This window comes from Leptospira ilyithenensis (genome assembly GCF_004771005.1).
Taxonomy (GTDB): Bacteria; Spirochaetota; Leptospiria; order Leptospirales; family Leptospiraceae; genus Leptospira_A; species Leptospira_A ilyithenensis.
Genome location: NZ_RQHV01000066.1, coordinates 69853 through 93852 on the forward strand (window position 1 = coordinate 69853; position 24000 = coordinate 93852).

Here is a 24000-nt window from a genome sequence, read left to right on the forward strand (position 1 = left end):
CTTCCCTAACATGGAAAAGGAACTTAACCTAAATCAGATTGGATTAGAATTTCTATGTCACTTACAAAAAATGATTTCCGCGCGCAGTTTCGCTGCACCCACGAAACCTGTGGGAAAACATACTCTTTAGGGCAGGTCATTTACTCCTGCGAAAGGGACGGAGAACTTCTCTCTGTAGAACATGACTTGGACCAATTGAAGAAAATTTCCGCAAAGGAATGGAAGGATCTGTTTGATTCCAGATATCGTTCCCGGGCATTTCCGTTTACCTCGGGGGTTTGGGGGAAAAAGGAATGGGTTCTGCCCGAAATCAAAGTGGAAAATATTGTGACTTCCGGCGAAGGAACAAGCCATCTTTATGATGCCAACCGTTGGGCAAAAGACCTGGATCTAGGCGGACTTTTTATCAAACAATGTGGTATCTCCCACACTGGTTCTTTCAAAGACCTCGGTATGACAGTACTTGTCAGCCAAGTCAAACAGATGATAGCGGATGGTGTTCCGATTGATGCCGTAGCTTGTGCATCTACAGGAGATACATCAGCCGCACTCGCTTCTTACGCGGCAAAAGCGGGCATTCCTTCCATTATATTTTTACCAGCTAACAAAGTATCCACGGCACAATTGATTCAGCCGGTATCGAACGGAGCTTTGGTTCTGGCCTTGGATACGGATTTCGACGGTTGTATGGCGATTGTAAAACAAGTTACCCGCGAAAAATCAATCTATCTTGCCAACTCGATGAATTCCCTTCGGATTGAAGGACAAAAAACCATCGCAATCGAAATTACACAACAATTGAACTGGAATGTTCCGGATTGGATCGTAATTCCGGGCGGGAATTTAGGAAATGTTTCCGCACTCGGAATGGGATTTGAAATGATGAAAGAGCTTGGGCTCATTGATCGTTTGCCTCGAATCCTTTTGGCACAGGCAAAAAATGCAAGTCCGCTTTATGATTCCTTCCAATCCGGTTTTGCAAATTTCAAATCCGTGACGGCACAAAAAACTTTAGCCTCTGCAATTCAAATCGGAGATCCGGTTTCTGTCAAAAAGGCCATTCGTATCTTGAAAAAATTTGACGGGATTGTGGAAGTCGCAACTGAAGAAGAACTATCGGATGCGGCGGCTAGGGGAGATCTTTATGGTCTTTATAATGATCCCCATACGGGCGTGGCGCTTGCAGCAATGCTTAAGGCAAAAGAAAGGGGAGACATAAAAAAAGGCGATCAAGTCGTCGTAATTTCCACTGCCAACGGGCTAAAGTTTACGGAATTTAAAGTCAATTACCATGAAAGAAAGATTCCCGGAACTGATGAAAAGTTAAGCAATTCCATTATTTCCTGTCCCGCAGAGCTTGGCAGCGTGATGGAAATTTTAGGGAAAAAACTCAATCATTATAAATAGGTAGACAAAACATCTCATTTGTGGCAAATTCCTTAAGTTGAACAACATTCATAAATATGGAAATCCTTCTGCCACCGAAATTTCGCGATGCCGTTGACAAAGGCATTCTTCTTGGAAAGAAGATCTCTATTGTTACCTATGTACTGGGTGATTCCGGCGAAGCGGTATTAAAGTACGTCTTGTCCTCCGTACTTGCGCATGTAGGAAGACCTGATTTGATGGAGCTCTTCTACACTTCCGCAAAAGAATTGATAGTGAATTCAACCAAAGCCGCTATCAAAAGAATGATCTTTGAAGAAATGAAGTTGAATATTCAAAATTTAGAAGATTATGAAAAAGGAATGAAGTTTTTCAAATCGAATCTAAACGAAAGAAAGTTCCCCGCCTATAAAAAGAAAATGAGAGAATACGGTTATCAAGTTAAGATTTCCTGTATTTACAAACCTGACAAAGTGGATTTGGAAATACGAAACAATTTTCCTTTAATTCCTATTGAGGCGGAACGAATCAGAGAAAAGTTTTTGAATGCGAAGAAATATGATAATCTTTTCGAGTTCTTTATGGAACATGGGGATAACACGGAAGGAGCAGGAATGGGAATCACAATGGTAGAAATTCTTTTATCTCAATCTGGTTTTGATAGAAGACTATTTTCAATCTATTCCTCCGAAAGAAAAAAGGAAACGATCGCGCGCGTCGAAGTTCCTTTGGAAATAATGAATACTTCTCGAAATGGGGAACAGCAACTGTTCGTAGAATAATGTCCGATACACAACCTAAAACTGAATTATTAAAACGCCAAGCGGATATGATTGGTCTTACCCTGGAAGCGGTTTTTACCGATGAACAAGCAAAAGAGGTTCTTCAAGGTAAGATCACAGACTCATATCTCATAAAACTTAAGTTAGATATTGATAATAAAAACGGAATGTTGCTCATTCTGGTATCTTCCATCCGAAAACACATCATGGAAATTTATTCAGTGGTAGGCACTTCGCAGATTTTCAGAAGGATTCGTACTTTTGCGGATTATATACAAATATCGCAGGACTTAGCTGATATTGGAAAAAGCGGTGGGATGGATGTCGCTCTTTCTGAAAATGTGGGTCGGGCATTGCACCGTCTTTTTACAAAGGAAACATTGGATGAGTTTCTACCTTTTTGGCAAAAGAAGGATCCTTCCCGACTTTCCGATTTGATTGAGCCTGCCATTACTATGGCCACAAAAGCCGGAAGAGTCAAAGTCCAGGCTGAGATTGATAAGCTGTCCAGTGCCAAATTTCGTTATGAAAATCCTATGAAAGGAACGATCAATCCGGTTGCCAAACCGGAAGAGGAAGTAATCTCTCCCGCTCCTGAAGTTGTTGATACGACTTCCATTCCAGCGGCTGGTGTTCGTTCGGGAGACATGACACCTATCGATCGTCAGATGGAACAATTTCGAGTCGGGTTTGGAAAAGAACTTCGAATGAAGACTGTCATTTCTCCCATCAGTGGAATTGACTTTGATGATCTGATGGAAGGTCAGGAGATTTTATTTCGTGTTCCACTGGATACTGCGGAAGGTATGACCAATGCAAATCTACTCGGGTTGATTGATGAAGATGGAAATGTTGCAAAGGCACCTATTATAGGTAAATTTTTGGGAATTGCTTCTTCCAAGAATGAATATCATATTTTTGCAGAAGGCCCGAATAATTATCTTTTTCATTCCATAGAAGAACATCCTGTGAAAATCGCGATTCCTAAAATTGCCAGCTCAACACCTTCCACAAAACAAAAGTCAGGTGGTGGCAAGAAAAAACAGGAATCAAGCGGAGCGGGAACTCTTTATACTTTAATAGGGGTTTTTGCAGCGATCATTTTGGTCGGATTCCTTATTTTTGTAATGGTTATCCTATAACTACTAAATTTACCAATTTACCCGGAACATAGATTTCTTTTTTGATTTCCTTCCCTTCGATAAAGGGAAGGACTTTTTCCACTTTTTTGGCAAGCGAGATGGCATCTGTTTGATTTACGTCTCTTGCCGCAGAGAACTCACCTCGCATCTTTCCGTTCACTTGCACCACAATCGTAATTGTTGCATCCAATAAATATTTGTCATCCCAGGAAGGATAAGGTTCATAAACTAAAGATTTTTTATGACCAAGTTTGCTCCATATTTCTTCTGCTAGGTGGGGAGCAAAAGGGGAAAGCGCCAATAGAAACGGTTCAAAAATTGCTCTTGGTTTTCTTCCGGATGAGGTCATTTCGTTCACAAAAATCATCATTTGGGAAATAGCAGTGTTGAAAGCAAATCCGTCGATATCTTCTTTTACTTTTTTAAGAGTACGATGAAGAGTTTTTAATTCCGCTTCCGTCGGTTCTATATCTTGGATCAGGAAGGATTCTTCCGCTCCGGAATGAAACAATCTCCATACCCGATTTAAAAAACGAAATACTCCATCGACTCCGTTTTTGCTCCAAGGTTTGGACATTTCAAAAGGTCCCATAAACATTTCAAAAAGACGAAGAGTGTCCGCGCCGAATTCAAGAACAACATCGTCTGGGTTGACTACGTTTCCTCTGGACTTTGACATTTTCCCTTTGTCTTCTCCTAGAATCAGTCCTTGGTGGACTAATTTTTGAAAAGGTTCGGGAGTGGAAACATGGCCCAGGTCAAAAAGGATTTTGTGCCAGAATCTGGAATATAGCAGGTGTAATACGGCATGTTCCGCTCCACCCACATACACTTCCACAGGCATCCATTTTTTTTCCAATTCGGGGTCGATCAGCCTCTTATCATTTTTCGGATCAATATAACGCAAGTAATACCAACAAGATCCCGCCCATTGCGGCATGGTATTGGTTTCTCTTTTTGCGGTTTCGCCTGTTTTCGGATCTTTATAAATAAGCCAGTCTTTTGCCAAGGCAAGCGGGGATTCGCCTGTGCCGGAAGGTTTGAATTCTTCCAGGTCGGGAAGTACAAGAGGAAGTTCCACATCTGATAAAGCTTGCGGGGTTCCATCTGCAAAGTGGACAAGTGGAATCGGTTCTCCCCAATATCTTTGTCTGGCAAAAAGCCAATCTCTGAGTTTGAATTGGGTTTTTCTTTTTCCAATCCCTTCCAGTTCCGCCCAATCGGAAATAGCAGCAAACGCTTGTTTGTAGGCTAGTCCATCAAGTGAGAGCGAATCTGATTTGGAATTGATGCATACCGATTCTTTCGAGTCGAATGCTTTGCCTTCCGAGATTTCTCCTTGGATGACAGGAATGATCGGAAGATTGAATTTTACTGCGAAATCGTAGTCCCGTTGGTCATGTGCAGGAACTGCCATGATGGCACCGGTTCCATATCCGTACAAAACGTAATCGGAAATATAAACGGGAATTTTTTGGGAAGAATCGGTAGGGAGAGCGGCATAAGCACCGGTAAAAATTCCAGTTTTGTCTTTATTCAGCTCCGTTCTTTCCAAATCACTTTTGAGAGAGCAGTCTTTTTGGTAAGTTTCGATCGCGGATTTTTGTTCCGCAGTGGTGATTTCGGGGACCAAAGGATGTTCCGGAGAAAGGACCATATAAGTAGCACCGAAAATGGTATCAGGACGAGTTGTATAAACCAGGATGTTTCCCTTTCCCGATTCCAAAGGAAATTCGATTTCCAGTCCTTCTGACTTTCCAATCCAGTTTCTTTGCATTTCCAAAGTGGAAATCGGCCATTCGCAAAGAGATAAATCTTCCAATAATCTTTCCGCGTAGGAAGTGATGCGCATCATATACTGACGCATTGGCCTTCTTTCTACGGAATAACCTTTGGAAGTCCATTCCTCAACTTCTTCGTTGGCAAGAACCGTTCCGAGCGCCTCACACCAGTTAACCGGAATGCTTGCTTCATAAACCAGTCTGAAATAGGATAAAATATCTTCTTTTTCTTTGCGGGACTTTTCTTTCCAAGCGGACGCGGAAAAACTCACTCCTTTGGGGAGTTCTTTCCCTTCAAAGAAAGAGGAACCTTCTTTTTCAAAAAGAGAGACTAGTCCGTCAATCGATTTGGCTTTTTTTTCCTTTCGATCAAAATAGGAATTATAGATTTGTAGGAAGATCCACTGGGTCCATCGGTAATACTCGGGGTCTGTGGTGGAAATCTCCCTTTCCCAATCGTAGGAAAGCCCCAGCATTTTGATCTGTCTGCGGAAGGTATCGATGTTTTTTTTGGTGGTTTCTCTAGGGTGTACGCCTGTTGTCATGGCATATCGTTCCGCAGGAAGCCCGAATGCATCCCAACCCATAGGGTGGAGGACTTCAAATCCTTGCATTCTCTTCAATCGGGAGATAATATCGGTCGCTGTATATCCTTCAGGATGGCCTACATGCAATCCTGCACCACTTGGGTAAGGAAACATGTCTAAACAATAGTATTTTGGTTTGGTAGAATGGGGATTGGTGCGGAAGGTATTCTCTTCTGCCCAATGGGTTTGCCATTTTGGTTCAATATCTTGGAAGGGGTAATTCATCGACTAACGGGAGAAAAGTTGCTTTTATTACTTTCTCACGGAATCAATGATTTTTACAAGCTTTTTGAAACTCCTGGACAGGCAAACTTTACAAAGATCGTTCTGAAAAAGGATAGAAACATTGCCACATTCTGAGCATACCTTCGGGGCATTAAAATTTAAATTGATCTCATTCACCTTTGCTATTTCTGTATCGCATTCCAGCATTCTTTTTTTACCTAAAACATCAACGCTTATCGACAGTGCTGTTCATAACTTTCCAAATTGGCTAAGAGAAGGTTTCGGGAGAACACTACGATGAAGTTACTTTATATAAAATCATCGCCCACGGGTCAAAAAAAATTAGCTTACTGTGCGCAAAGAGTGGATTTTTTTTATGAGAATTTTTTTAAATGGGAAAGGTAGTTTTGGAACGATTCTGCAAAAAGAAAAAAAATCAATTGTTATTAAAAATTCAGCATTTCTACTGTTATGCGATTAAGAAAACAAATAACTGCCCGTGATTAGTCATCGATTGTCTGTTAAACGAAATAATTTGTAAGGAAAAGCCCTAATGTTAGAGTTTTTAAACGTATCAAAGTCTTTCCCATCCGAGCCTGAAGCTATTGAAGTGCTCAAAAAAATATCATTTAGAGTCAAATCTGGCGAATTTGTAGCAATAATGGGGCCTTCTGGTTCAGGTAAGTCCACACTATTGGGTATCGCAGCCGGACTTGATCAACCGGATGTAGGTAATGTAGTATTGGATGATGTAGACTTAACAAAAGAAACAGAAACAAATCTCGCTTCTTTGCGTGCGGAGAAGATAGGATTTATCTTTCAGAACTTTCAATTATTACCGGGAATGAACGCTCTGGAGAATGTTGGTCTGCCTCTTTACCTAAAGACTAGTTTGAGTGAGAAGGAAATTTTGGAAAAATCAATGATTCTATTGAAATCAGTTTCCATGGAACACAGAGCAAACAGTTTTCCCAAACAATTGTCAGGTGGTGAAGAGCAGAGAATTGCAATTGCGCGTGCTTTTATCAATGAGCCGAAGATTATATTTGCAGATGAACCGACTGCCAATCTTGATTCTAAAAATAGTAAAGTGGTTTTGGATTTGCTCTTGGATAGAAACAAGAAACAAAATACAACGCTTGTTATCGTTACCCATGACCCTGCCGTGGCAAAGCTTGCCGATCGGGTTCTTGAGATGAGAGACGGAGAAATCATTTCTCCTCCCGAAACAAAATCGGTTAAAAAAGCAAAACCTGCTAAGAAGAAGAAAAAATGAACCTCGGATTATTCAAATTTTACTTAAAGCGGGAACTGTTTTCCAGATGGGAATTTTCCTTTTTGATTCTATTGTCCATCGCCTTGGGAGTCGGGTCGGTAATCGGAATCCATTCCTATAAGGACAATATCAAATCTGCGATCCAAAAAGAAGCTAAGAATCTGATGGGTGCCGATCTTGCACTGCAATCCCCCCAAGAAGTTACGGAAGAAGCCACATCTTTGGTAGATCGGACATTGCCTTCCGGATCGGAGACTTCTTCCTCCATCCAATTTTTATCTATGGTGATTTCTGCAAATAATGAGGAGAATTCCCTCAGTTATATCAAGGCTGTAGAGACCAATTACCCGTTTTACGGGCAATTTGAAACGGAGCCCAAGGATGCTTATCGCAAACTTTCCTCCCGTGAGATCCTTCTCGAGAAAAATTTAGGTGAAAACCTGAAAGTAAGGCTAGGTGATTCCGTTCGTTTGGGGGAAAGTTCGCTTCGCGTTTCCGGCTGGATTTTGAAAGAGCCTGGGGCAGTCGGGTCTTTTGTGGGATCGGCTCCGACATCAGTGATTTTACAGGAAACAGCCAAAGCAACCGGCCTGATCCAAAGAGGAAGCAGGATTCGGTTTACCATCTTCGCAAAAATCCCGACTAACATAGATTCTTTGGGTTGGAAAGAAAAACATTTTGAAGAGTTAATCAAAAACGATCTGACTATCTACCACAATACCGAGGTCAATTCGGGTTCCCAACAGTTTCTGACAAATACATTCGACTATATGTCCCTCTTGGCACTTGCGGGATTTTTCCTGGGAGCCATTTCAGTTTATACTACGATTCGAACGAGGCTCCGCGAAAAGAAAAATGAAATCGCTGTGATGAAATGTTTGGGAGCGGAACCAAAGATCATTTTGGGACTTGTGATCAGTGAGATTTTTATCGTATCACTCTTAGGGACGGGAATCGGACTTTGGATCGGATACGAGATTCAAATACTACTTCCCAGTTTCACCGGCTCCGAGTTTCTCGGAACCATCACTCCCGGGATTAGTTTTTCATCACTACTTTGGAGTTTGCTCCTTGGGATTTTTGTTCCTCTTCTTGTGGCTTTACCTTTGGTAATCGAAGCGGGCAGAATCAAACCTCTACTTGCTTTGAAAGAAGTGGAATCCAGAGAACAATCTACAGGTGATAAAAGGTTGGTTGTATTTTCTTCTTTGGGAATTTATCTTTTGTTTTTCATTCTGGCAAGCTATGAAACCGATTCATTTTTGAAAGGATCTATTTTTTCACTAATTCTTGTTAGTTTACCATTACTTGTTTTCGGATTGTTCAAACTATTCGGGCTTTTGATGATTCGGTTTACCAAATGGGGACTTGTTTCCAAAGAATGGAGTCTTGTTACCAAAAAAATAATTCGCAAATCAGGATCTATGCGTTTGTCTATTTTGGGACTCGGGTCTGCGTTATTTATTCTTTGTCTCTCACTTGTTTTACAAGAAAGTCTTATGGAACTGAGCGGGGCCCGTGAGATCGACAGAAGACCGAATGTATTTCTTTTGGATATCAAAGAAGACCAAAGAGAAAATATAGAAACCATTTTTGCAAAGTATCCCGTTCAAAAGAAATTCGTATCACCCATCATCGGAGCAAGGCTTGCCAAGGTGAACGGAGAACCTGTCAAAAAAGAAGATACGATTCGTAACGCAATGGAACGAAATTGGAGAGCTACTGCACGAACCCGGGAGTATTTTTTATCTTACAGAGAAGAACTTTATGAAACGGAGAAAGTGACATCCGGGGAATGGTGGGATTCTTCCAAGATAAATGAAATCTCGGTAGAAAAGGATTTTTCAGGATATTTGAAGGCGGGAGTGGGGGATACGTTGACTTTCAACGTGCAAGGCGTGGAGGTTTTGGGAAAAATTACTAACCTTCGTTCTGTGAACTGGTCGGATATGAAGCCGAATTTTGTTGTGATCTTTTCCAAAGGAACTTTGGAAAAAGCCCCTCGTTTTTATATCTCTTCTTTGCTTTTGGAAAAGAACGGAGATCGGTATCAATTGCAAAAAGAAGTAGTTTCAAAATATCCAAACGTAACTGTCATTGATACGGAAAAAACGGTTCAGGCCTTTATGGGGATTTTGGAAAAGGTGACCCAGATGATTCGGTTGATGACCGGATTTATTTTAGCGTCTTCCCTTTTGCTTGTTTTGACTTCGCTGTACTCCAGTCAGTTGGAACGAAAAAAGGAATTTGCATTGTTACGGGTAATCGGTGCGCGCAGCCGTTATTTGTCTTTGCATTTTGCAAGAGAAGGCATCTTAATCGCTACGGTTTCGTTTTTGATCGGGCTTGTTTATTCGCTTGTTTCCAATGAAATACTGAACCGGTTTGTTTTGGAATTAACAAGTGTGATTCCTTGGGGATCGCTCACCATAGTGTTTGCAGTAGTGGTTTGCATCACTTTATTATTATATGCTTCCGGGTTGATCGCTCTCTTTCGTCTGCCGCCGAAGACTTTGTTAAAAGAAGTAAGATAAAACAAAAAAAGCCTGGTTGCTACAACCAGGCTTTTTCATTGAAAGAGATGTATTCGGGATTATTGTGCTACCGAAATCACCTCATCTCTGTTGATGATATTTACTATATGTTTGTATTCAGGAGAATCTTTTCCATATTTCAATTCAGTGGCACGAAGAAGGTGAACGTTTTTCTTGTAACGGAATTTGAATAACATATCATCCGGTCCTTTGGACTTTTTGATCATGTTTTCTTCGAAAGAATATGCACTCGCAAGGTATTTGTGAGCAGGGTATTCCTTTTCGTTGTCATCAATCTCCAAGTAAAGCTCTAAGATCGGGATACATTGCGGTAGATTTTGTAAATCATACTCAACAAGAATCCATGAACGATATACGTCGCTCAACAGTCTTTTGAATTCCGGTCTTTCTCTTAGATCCGGGTTTTTGATTTCATCTAAATGATTGATTGCTTTAGAGAAATAGTTAAGAGCATCTTGTTTCGCTTTCATTTTTTCGCGGTAAACAACTCTTTCTTCTCTGGCACGACGATCTACTTTTTGCCAGTACCATTTTTCATCTAAGCGTTTTTTCTCTGCTTCTTCCTTACGGTATTGTTCTACCCATTCTCTGTTTTTAAGAGTGGTATTTACACCAGATTGGTAGTTGGAAAGAGCCAAACGGAATTGGTTGTTTGCAAAAGTTTTGGAAAGTTGGTGCAACTCTTGGAAAGTTTTGTTGTAACCCTTGTAGTCGGGGTTTTTCCAGATGGACTCGTGTTCCATCACAGTTGCTTTTCTTTTTTTCTGATCTTCAGTTAGCTCAGCGTCATCATTTTCAGGAACGAGTTCACCTTTGAGAAGTTCGTCGACTTGATCTTTTGCCGCTTGGCCTTCTTGAGCGTTAGCATCTTGCGCGAATATTGCGCTAGATCCTAGCACTAACTGGAGAATGAGGAGATATTTAAAAATCTTCATAGTCGTGTGACCTTTTTGTCTCTTTCAATATTTTGAAGAAAGGAATAATTCTAATTCTTCAAAGAAAGTATCGGAAACCAATTAGTCAATAATAACGATTTAACTGGGAAAAAAACCTTTTTCTTTCAGAAAAATCGGACCGGAAAGTCTAAATAAGAGACATAAGTCGGTAATTCCCTTGTGAATCTCATTTCTTGACATGCGGGAAAGCTTGGGAAGACTGCTAATTGAAGATGAATCTTTCTGAAGCAACAGCCATTCGAGAAGGTAGCCCCCAATGTAAGAACTGCGGAGGGGTAGGTTTTACCCTTGTGGAAAATGTCCGTGGTTCCCGCTCGGGAGCTCTATCGCTCTGTTTTTGCGTTGGTTCCGACTGTAACAAATGTGAGTCGAAGGGCCAGGCTCCTTATTTGGTCTTCGACCAATCTCAAAATAGAATGTTGCCGTGTGTTTGCCATAATGCCCGTTTATCGGTTCGCAATTTGGAGCAATTGGTAGAGAATGCAAACATCCCTGCCCGTTATAGATTTCAATTTTTATCAACTATTGATTTGGGCGAGAGCAATCACGACCCTGATCTTTCCTTTATCGTGGCGCATGATTGGGCCAATGAATTGGTTCATAATTGGGCTGATCCCGCTTTTGTTCCTCAAGGTTTTTATCTTTGGGGAGGTACAGGTTCCGGAAAAACACTTCTTGCCTGTGTGATTCTGAATGAACTTATTTTCCGTTACGGTGTTAAATGCAAATATGCTAAAGTTAATAAGGACTTCCTATCTGCGATTCGTGACACTTATCAAACGGACAGCGAAACTCACGGACAGGAAAGATTCATTGAACGCGAATTCGCCAATGTGGATGTACTTGTCATTGATGATTTCGGAGTTCAAAAAGAATCAGAGTTCAACAATCGAAAGTTATACGATTTGATCGATAGCCGCTACGAACAGGAAAAGATCACACTTCTTACTTCCAACCATCCTTTGGATGAATGGAGAGAAAGAGGTCAGGGAAGGATCTATTCCCGTTTGATGGAAATGACCAAAGAGATCCAGTTGAAATGTCCTGATTATAGGATGAAATTCACACCGGAGAGGGTTTGAAGTGAAATACTCAAGTATCGCTTTTCTTTCCCTTGGATCGAACTTAGGTGATCGTTTCCATTATTTAGAACAAGCGGTATGGGAGATTTCGCTCTTACCTGCGATTAAAATCCTATCTCAGTCCAAACCACTCGAAACTTTACCGTTGGAAAATACAAACCAACCCAGTTTTTTAAATCAGATCGTCAAGATCAGAGTCATTCCATCTTTTACCTTACCTTGTCTTTTGGAAACTCTGCAAAGTATCGAACAAAAACTAGGAAGGCAGCATCGCTCCTGGAAAGGTCCGAGAGAAATCGATATAGATATTTTAACTTATGAATCCGTAGTGATGAATACGGATTTTTTAACTCTTCCGCATCATTCCCTATTCACACGCCCTTTCATTAAACAAATATTAAGTGAGATGGGTGAATCCGAGTTATATACTGTTTTTCAGGATGTCTATAATGAAAAATATCATTCTAGAGTTTAAAAAAAAGAGAGAAACGGGAATTCCCATCTCCGTTATCACTTGTTATGATTATAGTTTTGCCAGAGTTTTTGCCCAAACGGAAATAGATTCCATTCTCGTGGGAGATTCCATGGGGATGGTGATTCAAGGCCATGGGTCTACAATGCCTGTTACCTTGGAAGATATTATCTATCACACTAAGGCTGTTTGCAAAGGTGCACAGAATAAACCGATCATTGCGGATATGCCATTTTTATCCTACCAGACTTCCGTTGAAGATGGGATTCGTGCGGCAGGAACCATTATGAAAGAAACTACTGCGGATTGTGTAAAATTGGAAGGGGATTCGGACCTTGTTATCGAATTGACCCATCGATTGAATGAAATGGGGGTACCTGTGATGTCCCATCTGGGTCTCACTCCCCAGTCATTCAATACATTGGGTGGCTATAAAGTTCAGGGCAAAACTCCCGAATCCCGTGCCCGTATGATCCAAAAATCCAAAGAGCTTGTCGACGCAGGCGCTTTTTCCGTTCTTTTGGAAATGATTCCCGAATCTTTGGGCAAAGAAATTACTGAATCCATTTCCGTGCCTACAATTGGGATTGGTGCTGGGAGACATACTTCCGGCCAAGTTTTAGTAATGCAGGATCTTTTGGGAATGAATGATGAATTTCATCCCAAGTTTTTGAAAAAATACGCAAATCTTGCAGGTGAAGTAAAAAAAGCGGTCGGCTTATACCACGACGATGTCGTAAAACGGGCGTTCCCTGAGGAAGAGAACGCTTTCGGCGATTGATTTTTTAGAGAAGTGGATTTCTGGGATCGGAAAGATCCCCCATGAAGGTCTTTTTATTAAACTTTTCTTTTTCTCACTGATTCTGCCAATTTTTCCAACATTGGAATCGTAGTATCCCAGGAAACACAAGCATCTGTGATCGATTGACCATATATCAAAGGTTTGGCGTCAATCGATTGATTGCCTTCTTTCAAATGGCTTTCCACCATTACACCTAAAATGTATTTGGATCCGGACGCAAATTGATCACCAACCGATTCAAGTACGATTGGTTGTCTTCGATAATCCTTTTGGCTATTTCCATGAGAACAGTCAATCATCACTCGGGCTGGGAGATTACTTCGTTCAATCTGAGCGCCTAGTTCGCCTATTGACTGTTCGTCGTAATTCGGGCCTTTGTTACCACCTCGTAAAATCACATGTGTGTCAGGATTTCCCGCAGTCTTGAAAATTGCGGAACTTCCCTGATTGGTAACTGATAAAAAATGATGAGAAGAACCGGCAGATCGAAGTGCATCAATCGCAATCTGCACATTTCCATCCGTTCCGTTTTTGAATCCGATAGGAGCGGAAAGCCCGGAAGCAAGCTCTCTATGCACTTGGCTTTCCGTGGTTCTCGCACCAATCGCTCCCCAAGAAACCAAATCGGCAATGTACTGAGGAGAGATCACATCCAAAAATTCGGTTCCGCAAGGAATACCCAGGTTATTAAGGTCGAGTAAAAGTTTGCGTGCGGTTTGTAAACCTTTGTTGATATGAAACGATCCGTCCAAATTGGGATCGTTGATAAGACCTTTCCAACCTACTGTAGTGCGCGGTTTTTCAAAATAGACTCTCATTACGATAACAAGCTCTTCTTTGAATTTTTCAATCATGGGCAGAAGAAGGCCTGCATATTCCATAACGGCAGCCGTATCATGAACGGAGCAAGGTCCTACAACAACTAGCAATCGTTTGCTGTCACGGCCGTGGATTAGGTCGGAGATATCCTTTCTTGTTTTGGTGACTACTTCCGCCGCTCTGTCGGTCAAAGGAAATTCCTCCATAATTACGGAGGCTGGGATAAGGCTGTGCTCTTCGAGGATTCTTAAATTATCTGTTTTTTTCATTCTATCTATAGTAATTAGACTAGTATTTTTGCATTGTCGGATCGACTAGATCGGAGTAAGCCAATACTCCACCGGCAACATTTTTAAAAGATTTAAACCCTGCTTGTCCCAGGATCCCGCAGGCCATCCCCGAGCGACCACCTGACCGGCAGTAGACGAGGATCTCTTTTTCCTTTTGGTCTTTTAATTCGTCGATTCGAGCTACCAATTCCCCTACAGGAATGAGTTTGTCCGTGCCGGGGACAAGTGCAATTTGTTGTTCGTTAGGATTACGAACATCTAAAACAAAAAAGTCATCCTTTCCTTGCGTTCTCGCATCTAAGCGAGCCTTAAAGGATTGTACATCAATTTCAGGAACTCCCACACTCATACTGCACCACCTATCTCATCTAGCTCTTGAGTTGCAAGCTCCCACTTACTAGTTAGACTCGCAATCTCATTTTTAATTTCGTTATATGTATCCATTTCCATTTGAAAACTTCTGTTTTTATAGAACTCGGGATTTTGAAGTAACTCTTCTTTATCCTTTCGGTTCTTTTCCAATCGTTCCAACTTAGTTTCTATTTCCAGAATTTCTTTTTCCAGTTTTTTGCGTTTATTTTTGCTTGCTACGGATGTATCTTTTTTAAGCTCTTTCTTTTCTTTATTTGCAGGCCAGGCGGGCTCTTCCTGGTCTTCCTTGTGGAACTTCAGATAATCGTCAAAGGAGCAGTTGAGATTTCGCAATTGTCCCCCGGACAATTGAAAGGTACGATTGCAAAGTCCTTTTAGGAAATCCGGATCATGGCTGATGATCAACAAAGAGCCGGGGTAATCGTAGAGTGCCCGTTTCAACGCTTCCCGAATAACAATATCAAGATGGTTTGTCGGCTCGTCTAAAAACAGGCAATTGGTAGGTTGCTGGATGAGAAGTGATAAACGAAGACGGCTTTGTTCTCCACCTGATAAGTGTTTTACGGATTTGAAAACTCCGTCTCCGGGAAATGCAAAATGACCAAGTAAAGTCCTCGCTTTTTCTTCATTCAATTCGGGGTATTTTTTCATTACCGTTTGAACCAGGTTGAGAGATTCGTCCAAATCCTCCCCGTGGGTTTGGGAAAAATAACCCAATTGTGTTTTTGGACCGTAGTAAATGGAGCCCGAATCAAGTTTGTATTGTTGCAAAAGAGTCCGCATGATGGTCGACTTACCGGCACCATTCGGTCCCACGAGAGCGATTTTATCCGTTGCGGAAATTTCCATTTCCGCCCCGTCGAAGATAATTTTTTTCAGACCTGTGATTTTGTCGGGAAAAGAAAAAACACCTTTCTCCATTCGGAGAATGATATTGCTGGAAGGAACAAATTGAAATTGGTAATCGGGTTTTTGGTTCCAAAAGGATTCTTCGGGATTTTCCACCCTGTCTCTTTTGTTCAATCTTTTGATAACGGATTGCACCTGACGCGCCTTAGTTGCCTGGGCACGAAACCGTTCCACCCATTCCATTCTGGTTTTGAGATAGGATTCTTCCTTTTCGAATTGTACTTTCAGCTTTTCCTGGATTTCATTTTTTGCTTCGAAAAATTCTTCCAGGCTTCCTTCAAATTCGAAAACACCTTGCGGATTGATCTCTACAATCGTAGAAACCGTTTTGTTTAAAAATTCGGGATCATGTGTGACCAGAACGAATGCCTGGTTTTGATCTATCAGATAATCTGCTAACCAGTTTTTGGTTTTGTCATCCAAATGGTTTGTAGGTTCATCCAAAAGAAGCAGGTTATGAGGATTGAGAAGTGCGATTGCAAGCCCGATTCTATGATGGTAACCGGGAGAAAATTCCTTGGTTTTGCGTTCGAAATCGTTTTGGCCGAAACCGAGACCTGATAGAATTTTTTTTGCTCTGGATTCCAATCCATGCAAGTCGTGAGTATGGGCAAATTCTTCCAAGTCACTTTGGTCATGTAACAATGATTCGAAGGCTTCCGAATCCGGATCCGTCGTTTCAAAACGATGTTCTATATCGTTTCGTTTTCCGAGATAGTCATTGTACAGTTTGTTTTCGGATAAAACGGTTTCGACTACTTTTGCATCCGGGTTAAATTCGGGGATTTGTTGGAATAGGGAATGAACCGTATTTTTCGAGCGGATGACTTCACCTGACTCGGGTTTGGTTTTTCCCGAAGCCATTTGAAAGAGAGTTGTCTTTCCGGAACCATTCGGTCCCACAAGTGCAACCCGGCAGCCTGGTTTGATATGCCAGCTGAAGCCCTCAAATAAAACTTTGGGACCGTAGTGTTGGTGGATTTGTATAAATTGGATCAAGGGAGGCGGGGAGAAACCCGCTATGACACGGGTTTGATTTTTAGAGGATTAACCTTATTTTTTGGCTAATAGTTCCTCTTTTCTTTCACGAAGGTGTTTAATGTACTGGCTGGATTGCCCGTTCATTGACTCTGCGGATTTTTTAATGGCAGCATCGATCTCATCGATGGTCATTTTGGATATCTTCTTGTTTTTCTTTTCTTTTTCTTCAGCCATGGAAGTTTTCCCCTTTTAGGTACGTCACTAAGATTCTTCCAGGATTGTTGTACTCGGGCCCCAGGCAAGAAATAATCTTTGTGTAAGAACGGTATTAGGGGCATTTTGCCTTTAGTTTCGGAGCTCGGCAAAGCGAGCGGGGCTTCCGAATTTAAGAGAGAAAACTGATTTGCCAAAAGATAGTGCGATTCCAAAATCAAGTTGTTGAAACGAATCCACTTTTTTTTCAAACATCTTTACGATTATGACATCCACGGTTTGGCCTCCGAGATCTCATTTACGTTCCTTCTCACTTTATTTCCTTTGCTAGTTGTGTTTGTTTCCCTTTTGGGAATTGCACAAGATCCGAAAACGATCAATATGCTCACCGACCAGGTAGGGAAGGTTCTTCCTCAGCCTATCTTTCAACCGATAGACAAAAGCATCGAAAATTTAACAAAAGTTAAAAGTATTAAGATACTCACCTTAAGTCTTATTTTTTCCTTTTTTTCCTGTCTTGCCATTTTCGGTGCGATCGGAAAAGCATTGCGATTCATTAATGATGACGATTCCAAAATCGGTTTTTTTAGAAACCAATGGATCAATTTACGTTTGCTGCTTGTAGCAGGTGGTTTGTTGATTTTATATTTTTATATCAGCTACGGGTTATTTCATTTCGAGAAATATTTATTCAGAAATTGGAAAGTATCCGTATTCAGAAAATACCCTGAGATTTTTTTACCCATCATCGCATTCTTAATCATTGTTAGTTTGTTTACTTTTTTTTATTCCTATGTTTCAAAAAAAAGAACCTTATTTAAAGATAGTTTGCCCGGCGCGATTCTTGCCGCATCATTATGGGTACCCGTTACACTCGGTTATCAATCTTATTTGCAGTTTAAAGATGCTGCCGTAAATTATTCTTTCGCTTACGATTTGCTTTCCAAGATGGTAGTGCTAATGATATTTGCTTATATGAACGCCACTTTTTTTCTTTGGGGCGCCGTATGGAATCGAATCAGCAATTTTGATCTTGTGAAAAAACCGAAAAAAAGAGTCAAATATGAAGATCAATGACAGAGGATCAAATCTTTAAAAACAGAAATCAATCCAGTACGAAATCAGGTTCTAAAATTCTAGGACAAAAGGAAAGTATGATCGAAAAATAATGGCGTGCCAGCGAATGAAAAAGCCATTCTCCGCTTTCGCTGATCACTCCTGCCGAATCCAATTCGGTATAACCTTTCTTTTTAAACAACTGGTCCAGATTCCAATCTTCTTCTCCCGGAATGACTTGAACCTTCAGAAAAGCGTAAAATCTATGTTCGGTGGTATCGTAACGGAATACAAGCGCTCTTCCCGCAAGAGGATTGCGGACTGTAAATGTCATCCAAGTGTTTCCAACCAATTCTTCATTGGAAATCAGATCGTAAATTTCCCAATCGGATTCTCCTTCTTCTCCGAAAAATTCGCGAAAGGAAGAACGAAATGCCTCTCCAAAATTCTGGTCTACTATACCCATTTGTTTTTTTTATAAAGTTCGTATCCTTTCTTTAAAGCAAACCGAATATCTTTTTTTATTTTTGTATCCGAGGATCTGGTAGGAAAACAGGTACCAAATAAAATCTTACATAGAGCCGGATTGGAGGGGAATTTCCCAAAAATAGGGCCCTTTTCGTTTTCTTTTTTGTTTTGGGAATAGGAATAAACCTAAAGCCGTGACGAAAGTTGGGAAGAAAAAAAAGGAATCTTCTTTTCATATAGAACGATCCTTGAGAGGATATTATATCATCTCTCATGGAGGGAAAGATTATGATCGAAACAGTTAATATCACTTGGCCGAACGGAGGCATAGATCCGCGTATTCATTGCCCGGCATGCGGAACTCAAGTATTGTCCCCGCTCGAAGACGATGGCCCCGGCTGTCATCACGTTCAATTCATTATAGATAGCGAATCGGGAGAATTTAATTATATTACGGAAGAGTTCGACGAGATTCTGGAACCGTTTCGTAAAAAAGACGTGCCTGATTTCGGAGAATGGGAAGCTACTGATACTTTTTTGGATGAAGCGGAGGCAGATACTTTTTTTGCCATGAATGTGATTCTCGCGGGAGAAAGAGAAGATGGGGAGGATTCGGTATGTTTGCGTATCGGATACGAATTATTTTTCGATGAAGACCAACAAGAGTTATACGATGAGTTGGAAAAACGTCACGATGAAGAAGGCCTTCATGATCATAGCCAAAATTAAGGAGAGATAGATGTTACTAAGAATCTTAAATTTATTATTATTCGCATTTAGCATTTCCAATTGTCTGATCAGTTACAGAGACTACGACAAGATTCCTCCTGTTCCTGCGCAGGAAAAACAATATGATTCGGAATTTGTTTACGGACTTCCTACTTTTCCCCAATTCAATTTGGGAGGAAGAGAAGCATTGAAAACATATTTTGATTCAAAGTCCCCTTTTAAAAAGACAACGGAAGGAAGTGATATACCGAGAAACGGGTATTTGGTGAATGTCAAAGTGAATTATAGAAGTCCTTCGACTCCGGCGCTTGCTTTTATTACTTTATCCGCTTTGACGGCGACAATCCTCCCGGCATGGTCCAAACAAGACGGGTATGATATCCAATATCATCTTTATAAAAACGGAAAACTCGTTCAAGTGTACGAATATCATGTATTTCGAAATTACACACAATGGATCCTCTTGAGTTTTCTTGTTTGGGTGAATTTGGACAGTGCTACCGAAAAGGAAGTATTCGAACGAGTTACCAATCAATTTTTCGACGATGCCAAATCTCATTTTTAAAGACTGAAGTTTGTATTTGAATTTTGAGATATTCAATCAATTTGCCCTGGGTTTTTACCCGGGGATTTTGACGGTTTTAATAGTTGGATTTCTTGTAGGGTACATCGCTTCGTTTTTAGGAATCGGAGGAGGATTCGTTTATACTCCTTTCTTTCATTCCTTTTTTCACCTAACGGCAGTTCAGGCGGTCGCCACTTCCTTGGCACAAATGCCCGTATCGGCTCTCTCCGGATTATTTGTTTATTGGAAAAACGATAAAATCCGCTGGAAGGAAGGTTTCCTTCTATTGATTACATCCATCCCTTCCGCTCAGTACGTTGCTTGGAAATTCGGAAGATTTGAAGATACGGAACTGGGAAGAAAATTGTATTATGGTATGCCTGTTTCGGAATTTGTGTATTTGTTTGTTTTTACATTTGCAATGAGTATATTAGGGGTTTATAATTTAATTTCTTCCATCAAAAAGAAAAAAGCTTCCGAATTAAAGAAATCAAATCCTTTCGAACCCGGAAGCTCTGCAAAAACAAATCTTCCCTCCAAACAAAAAACACTGATTGTTCTTCTGATTACCGGATTCTTTTTTGGTGCCTTCTCCTCCTTACTCGGGATAGGCGGAGGTTTTCTTGCAGTTCCGCTTTTTGTTTATTATTTTCAAATGGAGCCGGTGGAAGCAGTCGCTACTTCTTTTCTCGGGATTTTTCTAACATCTTTGGGAACAACGATCCTATTTTATTTTCAGGGAAAACTTTATTTGGATCTTGCACTTGTCGGAACTATCGGCGGATTTTTCGGTGCGAGAGTGGGTTCTTTGAAGGCTGTCAAAGTAGAACCTTATGTGATTCTCCGAATCGCCGGTATTTCCCAACTAGTTGTTGTTACTTGGTATTTCTTTTCAAAGTTTCCGAAATTATAGTCCTGCTATTTCAGATTAATATTTCTTTCAAATCCCTTCGGGGAGATTCATAATGATAATCGCTTCTTCCCAATCTACCCAACAATTGGATTCTTTCTTTTTTTTGAAGTCCCAGTTTGGATTTTATTTCATTATAAAAACCCAAACTTTCTGGGTAATCTTCCAAGGCTTGATTCATTGTATGAAAGGCGAGGTTTTTGCCGGCAGCGGCAAGACTGAAACGCATAAAATCCATTCCCGTTCGTATCCATTCTTTGGCATCGTCGTTTCCTTTGGAGATAAAAAGCACCAAACCTTTGCTAGATTTTGCTTGCGATTTGAATAGCTCGATCGATGCGTTTTTAGATGCTTCCGAATGCCATCCTTCGTAACTTAAATCCAAAAAGAATTTTTTGGCAATCCATGCCTTAATCCCCGAAACTCCGTTTCCTTCCAAACTGAGTCCGTCTCTTTTGGAATAAACATCTTCGCTTTCCTTTCTAAACCAAACTCTCGTTACTTCATTTTGTGCTTTCAGGTTTGTTTCCATTGCAAATGAGTCTATGAGAAAAGGCAGGTAAGACTGTATCTGATCTTCACCCAAAATAAATTTAAGTTGAATTGAGTTAGGATTTGTTAAGTTCCTTAGTTCTTTGGATTCATCTTCCGTAATCCAATCTCCGGAATATTCGCTTCGGTTCATTTGTCTTTTGGGAAGTGATAAAAACAGAGAATCTTGTGTTCGTTGCTTTATGGGAGAAATTTGAAATCCTGCCACTGGTAGAACATTCATTTGTTTGGCGGACGGAATTCCTTTGGGAAATAAGGAAATTTTAGAATCATATCCTAGAGCATCTGCCGCCAATTTCGCCAACTCCAAATAAGTTCCTTGGGTATGATAAAACTGTCTGTTGATAGGATCAATGGCTGGGAGGGTTCTTTTATCATCTCCGTAAAGCAAAAAGGAAGAATCGGATTCGATTTTAATCCTCCATGGCTGCGTATTATGCGAATTAGGTGCAATAGTTGCCGTGAGAATGATTTTTTCTATGGGTTTTTTGAGGCCGATGTTTTCCGCATATAGAAAAGGATCTTGTCGGAAGATTTGGGATTCCTCTTTTCCATAAGCATATAACTTTCCCAGAACGGGAGATAGGGAGAAAATAGCACTTGTTTGAAAAACTTTAAAGATGAATTTTTTACGTGAAAAAAACGGATGATTCATAAAATTTGATAGTCCCCTTCCGACCGGTATAAAGTCTAAATTACAATGGCTCCTTCTCCACTCAAAATTGATATTGTTTCCGATGTAGTATGCCCTTGGTGTTACGTAGGCAAAAGAAAATTGGAAATCGCTCTGGACCGATTAGGTGATCGAGTCGTGCCGGAAATCAAGTGGAGGCCTTTTCAGTTAAACCCGGAATTGCCCGAAGAAGGCGTTCCTTACCGGGAGCACTTGGTTGCAAAGTTCGGAAATGAACGTGGGTTAGATGCTGCCTGGGAAAGGATCATGAAAATAGGAATCGATATAGGGATTCCGTTTCATTTTGAAAAAATCGAACGAGCTCCCAATACTTTAAAATTGCATACATTCTTGAGCCTTCTCACCGATTCAGCCAAGCAAGACAAGATGGCGGATCTTTTCTTTCAGTCTCATTTTATCTTAGGCGCCGATCTTACGAACCGGGCAGTTGTGTATGATATTGTAAAACAATTTATCTCGGATGAATCCATCTTCAATGATGTTTGGGATAAGGGTATGGGAACAAACGATATCCGCCAAGAGATAGCTTATTATCATCAGAATGGAATCAGCGGAGTACCGTATTATATTTTCCACGGCAAATATGCTGTGAGCGGTGCTCAGAATCCCGAAGTGTTTGTGGATGTCATTGAAACGATTCTCAAAGAAGAGAACAATTGATTCGTTAGAAACAACTCCTTCCTTGATCGCTTTATAATAAAAAAGATAATAGTGGTTCGAACACCTAAGCCCGCTTCCGCAGAGACTCTCTCTAATCCTAACTTTGCCAATATGGAAGTGATGCCAGCAAAGACCATAGAATAATTATCCTTGTCTTTCCATATGAGTCAGGCTTTATCCTTATTTTATGATTCTATCTATAAGAGAATGTCACAGTTGCAGGGAGTACGTATGAGTTTTCATCTATTATTACCAAAAAGATCCAAATTCTTTCTTATATATGTCTTAGTGGTTTTGTTTTGGATGAGTTTGGAATCGATTGAAGTTTTTTGCGAATCCAAACTCGCCACTCTTATTTCCGAGTATTCCGCATATTTTGAAATCGCCATAGGAATTTTATCTTTGTTAGGTGCATACTTTGTATTTTTGGAATCCATATCCTTAAGAAAGGAGATTTTGGAATCGAAACAATTGATCGAAACATTGAGCCACACAAATCTTTTAAGTAAATCAAACCGGGAAGAATTTTGGAATGGGATCCAGAAGCAATTCCTAACATGGAAATATACGGAAACAGAATCGGAAATAGCAACCTACCTACTCCGGGGGTTTTCCAACCAACAGATTGCGGGCATTAGAGGAACCAGCCTCCGAACTATTGAAGCTCAAATCTATTCGGTTTATCAGAAAGCGGGAACTCGTGGAAAACTGGATTTCATCGCCTATTTCATATTCCCCTTACTGCCCGATGAAAAATGATTTCGTGGCGGAAATTCTTACAAGATAATACTTAGTTAGAGTTGTAAAAAATTTGTAAATATTGACCAGATAGTCAATATTGTTTTTCTATTATGGATGACCAATCAGTCATAAATATTAGATGCTAAAATTTTTCGGATTTACGATCCTGATCCTATTTTTGAACCAGATTTCGATTTTTCCCTTAAAGAGCTTCAGTTCTTGGGGACCCTACACACATAGGGAGATTACTTTTCAAGCGATGGAACAGTTTGCAGACGATACAAAATTGGAAATTGGAGCACCTTGTGCTGAAATCATTATGCAGGGGAATTTACAAGGTGATAAACTCTTTCCGGATCGAACCGAGTTTCATTGTGATAATTCCAATTTCAAAGGCTGTAGTGAAAATCTAGAGAAAATCGTGAATGATGCAAAACATCTAAGCGGAGATCCGGCATTGATCAGGCTAGGGCGGGGGATGCATGTGATTCAGGATTTTTATTCTCACAGCAATTGGGCGGAGATGGTGGCCCCACTTCCCGTCCTTGCTCCTGTAGAGGACTTCAAAGATGTTTCTTATATAAAGAATTTGCAATCAGGTATGTATCCATATTCTCATGAATCCATTGATGATCAACTGGATTGTTTTACGGCTCCCGAGAGTGATTGGAAAACCGGATTGGTTGGAGCAACTCATGCTTGCATGCATAAAGACGGAAACAATTCGATCAGGGGAGGGACAGAGGTTCCCGGAATCGGCAGAACATATCATGAATTTGCAGGCGAATTGGCCATTGCTCATACAAAAAAATATTTGATGTCTTGGTACAAATCAGGTCATCCGGGCTTCTTAAGTTGTTTGGTGGTAAAAGTCGGTGGGGGAGGATGCAATCATAATATCATTCGTAAAATGAAGTGATTTGTCATATATTGGCTGAGATTTCGCGTTTGTTTTGTTGTCAAAAAATTAGTTATTTTTAATCTCTCTAAATACC

24 protein-coding genes are annotated in these 24000 nt (G+C 40.6%); 15 read left to right on the forward strand and 9 right to left on the reverse strand.

Going from position 1 to position 24000, the window contains the following annotated elements; all coding sequences use genetic code 11:
• Nucleotides 1-54 precede the first annotated feature (54 nt).
• From thrC to EHS11_RS19320, 3 genes are read left to right on the forward strand one after another with little or no spacing between them, the layout of a single operon-like run.
• Nucleotides 55-1407, forward strand: coding sequence for a threonine synthase (gene thrC, locus EHS11_RS19310; protein WP_135766028.1), 1353 nt, complete (start codon nucleotides 55-57; stop codon nucleotides 1405-1407).
• 50 nt (nucleotides 1408-1457) lie between these two features.
• Nucleotides 1458-2168 carry a hypothetical protein gene (locus EHS11_RS19315; protein WP_135766029.1) on the forward strand — a complete coding sequence of 237 codons (711 nt, stop codon included), beginning with the start codon at nucleotides 1458-1460 and terminating at the stop codon, nucleotides 2166-2168.
• On the forward strand, nucleotides 2168-3310 hold the full coding sequence (locus tag EHS11_RS19320) for an LIC10486 family protein (protein WP_135766030.1): 1143 nt from the start codon (nucleotides 2168-2170) through the stop codon (nucleotides 3308-3310). The genes EHS11_RS19315 and EHS11_RS19320 overlap by 1 nt, the downstream gene beginning before the upstream one ends.
• Here the strand turns inward: EHS11_RS19320 and leuS are convergent.
• Both leuS and EHS11_RS20520 read right to left on the reverse strand, forming a co-directional pair.
• Nucleotides 3300-5903: a leucine--tRNA ligase gene (gene leuS / locus EHS11_RS19325; RefSeq protein ID WP_135766031.1), complete on the reverse strand. Its 2604-nt coding sequence runs from the start codon at nucleotides 5901-5903 to the stop codon at nucleotides 3300-3302. The genes EHS11_RS19320 and leuS overlap by 11 nt on opposite strands.
• A 27-nt stretch (nucleotides 5904-5930) precedes the next feature.
• Nucleotides 5931-6110, reverse strand: coding sequence for a hypothetical protein (locus tag EHS11_RS20520; RefSeq protein ID WP_135766032.1), 180 nt, complete (start codon nucleotides 6108-6110; stop codon nucleotides 5931-5933).
• Between the two features lie 346 nt (nucleotides 6111-6456).
• Between EHS11_RS20520 and EHS11_RS19335 the strand changes: the two genes are divergently transcribed.
• Complete coding sequence (locus EHS11_RS19335; protein WP_135766033.1) at nucleotides 6457-7179, forward strand: ABC transporter ATP-binding protein; 723 nt, start codon at nucleotides 6457-6459, stop codon at nucleotides 7177-7179.
• Entirely contained in the window at nucleotides 7176-9713 is a 2538-nt protein-coding gene (locus EHS11_RS19340) for an ABC transporter permease (RefSeq protein WP_135766034.1), read from the forward strand. Before EHS11_RS19335 ends, EHS11_RS19340 begins: the two co-directional genes overlap by 4 nt.
• A gap of 59 nt (nucleotides 9714-9772) precedes the next feature.
• Here the strand turns inward: EHS11_RS19340 and fcpA are convergent, their stop codons facing one another.
• Complete coding sequence (gene fcpA, locus EHS11_RS19345) at nucleotides 9773-10669, reverse strand: flagellar coiling protein FcpA (RefSeq protein ID WP_135766035.1); 897 nt, start codon at nucleotides 10667-10669, stop codon at nucleotides 9773-9775.
• A gap of 233 nt (nucleotides 10670-10902) precedes the next feature.
• Between fcpA and EHS11_RS19350 the strand changes: the two genes are divergently transcribed.
• From EHS11_RS19350 to panB, 3 genes are read left to right on the forward strand one after another with little or no spacing between them, the layout of a single operon-like run.
• Entirely contained in the window at nucleotides 10903-11772 is an 870-nt protein-coding gene (locus tag EHS11_RS19350) for an ATP-binding protein (protein WP_167884507.1), read from the forward strand.
• 1 nt (nucleotide 11773) lies between these two features.
• Entirely contained in the window at nucleotides 11774-12247 is a 474-nt protein-coding gene (folK, locus tag EHS11_RS19355) for a 2-amino-4-hydroxy-6-hydroxymethyldihydropteridine diphosphokinase (RefSeq protein ID WP_135766037.1), read from the forward strand.
• On the forward strand, nucleotides 12222-13025 hold the full coding sequence (panB, locus tag EHS11_RS19360; protein WP_135766038.1) for a 3-methyl-2-oxobutanoate hydroxymethyltransferase: 804 nt from the start codon (nucleotides 12222-12224) through the stop codon (nucleotides 13023-13025). The genes folK and panB overlap by 26 nt, the downstream gene beginning before the upstream one ends.
• Nucleotides 13026-13081: 56 nt before the next feature.
• Here panB and EHS11_RS19365 read toward each other — a convergent pair whose 3' ends face one another.
• Genes EHS11_RS19365 through EHS11_RS19915 form a run of 4 tightly spaced genes read right to left on the reverse strand, consistent with a single transcriptional unit; the run spans nucleotide 13082 to nucleotide 16651 of the window.
• Nucleotides 13082-14134 carry a 3-deoxy-7-phosphoheptulonate synthase gene (locus EHS11_RS19365; RefSeq protein ID WP_135766039.1) on the reverse strand — a complete coding sequence of 351 codons (1053 nt, stop codon included), beginning with the start codon at nucleotides 14132-14134 and terminating at the stop codon, nucleotides 13082-13084.
• Nucleotides 14135-14153: 19 nt separating this feature from the next.
• Nucleotides 14154-14504 carry a rhodanese-like domain-containing protein gene (locus EHS11_RS19370; RefSeq protein WP_135766040.1) on the reverse strand — a complete coding sequence of 117 codons (351 nt, stop codon included), beginning with the start codon at nucleotides 14502-14504 and terminating at the stop codon, nucleotides 14154-14156.
• Nucleotides 14501-16435 (reverse strand): ABC-F family ATP-binding cassette domain-containing protein, encoded by a 1935-nt coding sequence (locus EHS11_RS19375; RefSeq protein ID WP_135766041.1) that lies wholly within the window; start codon nucleotides 16433-16435, stop codon nucleotides 14501-14503. Before EHS11_RS19375 ends, EHS11_RS19370 begins: the two co-directional genes overlap by 4 nt.
• Nucleotides 16436-16489: 54 nt before the next feature.
• On the reverse strand, nucleotides 16490-16651 hold the full coding sequence (locus EHS11_RS19915) for a hypothetical protein (RefSeq protein WP_167837214.1): 162 nt from the start codon (nucleotides 16649-16651) through the stop codon (nucleotides 16490-16492).
• Between the two features lie 204 nt (nucleotides 16652-16855).
• Here EHS11_RS19915 and EHS11_RS19380 point away from each other — a divergent pair, with 204 nt between their 5' ends.
• Nucleotides 16856-17707: a YihY/virulence factor BrkB family protein gene (locus tag EHS11_RS19380; RefSeq protein WP_135766042.1), complete on the forward strand. Its 852-nt coding sequence runs from the start codon at nucleotides 16856-16858 to the stop codon at nucleotides 17705-17707.
• Between the two features lie 28 nt (nucleotides 17708-17735).
• On the opposite strand, the gene EHS11_RS19385 is transcribed toward EHS11_RS19380, so the two are convergent.
• The gene (locus EHS11_RS19385) at nucleotides 17736-18152 is read right to left on the reverse strand and encodes a hypothetical protein (protein WP_135766043.1); all 417 of its coding nucleotides are present in this window, start codon (nucleotides 18150-18152) and stop codon (nucleotides 17736-17738) included.
• A 290-nt stretch (nucleotides 18153-18442) separates the two neighbouring features.
• Here EHS11_RS19385 and EHS11_RS19390 point away from each other — a divergent pair, with 290 nt between their 5' ends.
• The 3 genes from EHS11_RS19390 to EHS11_RS19400 are packed head-to-tail and all read left to right on the forward strand — an operon-like array spanning nucleotide 18443 to nucleotide 20361.
• A complete protein-coding gene (locus EHS11_RS19390; RefSeq protein WP_135766044.1) occupies nucleotides 18443-18883 on the forward strand; it encodes a hypothetical protein in 441 nt (146 codons plus the stop codon).
• A 10-nt stretch (nucleotides 18884-18893) separates the two neighbouring features.
• The gene (locus EHS11_RS19395; protein ID WP_135766045.1) at nucleotides 18894-19448 is read left to right on the forward strand and encodes an LIC12231 family lipoprotein; all 555 of its coding nucleotides are present in this window, start codon (nucleotides 18894-18896) and stop codon (nucleotides 19446-19448) included.
• Between the two features lie 10 nt (nucleotides 19449-19458).
• Nucleotides 19459-20361 (forward strand): sulfite exporter TauE/SafE family protein, encoded by a 903-nt coding sequence (locus tag EHS11_RS19400; protein WP_135766046.1) that lies wholly within the window; start codon nucleotides 19459-19461, stop codon nucleotides 20359-20361.
• 10 nt (nucleotides 20362-20371) lie between these two features.
• On the opposite strand, the gene EHS11_RS19405 is transcribed toward EHS11_RS19400, so the two are convergent.
• The gene (locus EHS11_RS19405) at nucleotides 20372-21565 is read right to left on the reverse strand and encodes an Acg family FMN-binding oxidoreductase (RefSeq protein WP_135766047.1); all 1194 of its coding nucleotides are present in this window, start codon (nucleotides 21563-21565) and stop codon (nucleotides 20372-20374) included.
• Between the two features lie 45 nt (nucleotides 21566-21610).
• Between EHS11_RS19405 and EHS11_RS19410 the strand changes: the two genes are divergently transcribed.
• From EHS11_RS19410 to EHS11_RS19420, 3 genes are all read left to right on the forward strand, one after another.
• The gene (locus EHS11_RS19410) at nucleotides 21611-22264 is read left to right on the forward strand and encodes a DsbA family oxidoreductase (protein WP_135766048.1); all 654 of its coding nucleotides are present in this window, start codon (nucleotides 21611-21613) and stop codon (nucleotides 22262-22264) included.
• A gap of 231 nt (nucleotides 22265-22495) precedes the next feature.
• Nucleotides 22496-23023, forward strand: a complete 528-nt coding sequence (locus EHS11_RS19415; protein ID WP_135766049.1) for a helix-turn-helix transcriptional regulator — start codon at nucleotides 22496-22498, stop codon at nucleotides 23021-23023.
• Nucleotides 23024-23144: 121 nt separating this feature from the next.
• Nucleotides 23145-23924: a hypothetical protein gene (locus EHS11_RS19420; RefSeq protein WP_210413726.1), complete on the forward strand. Its 780-nt coding sequence runs from the start codon at nucleotides 23145-23147 to the stop codon at nucleotides 23922-23924.
• Nucleotides 23925-24000: the final 76 nt, after the last annotated feature.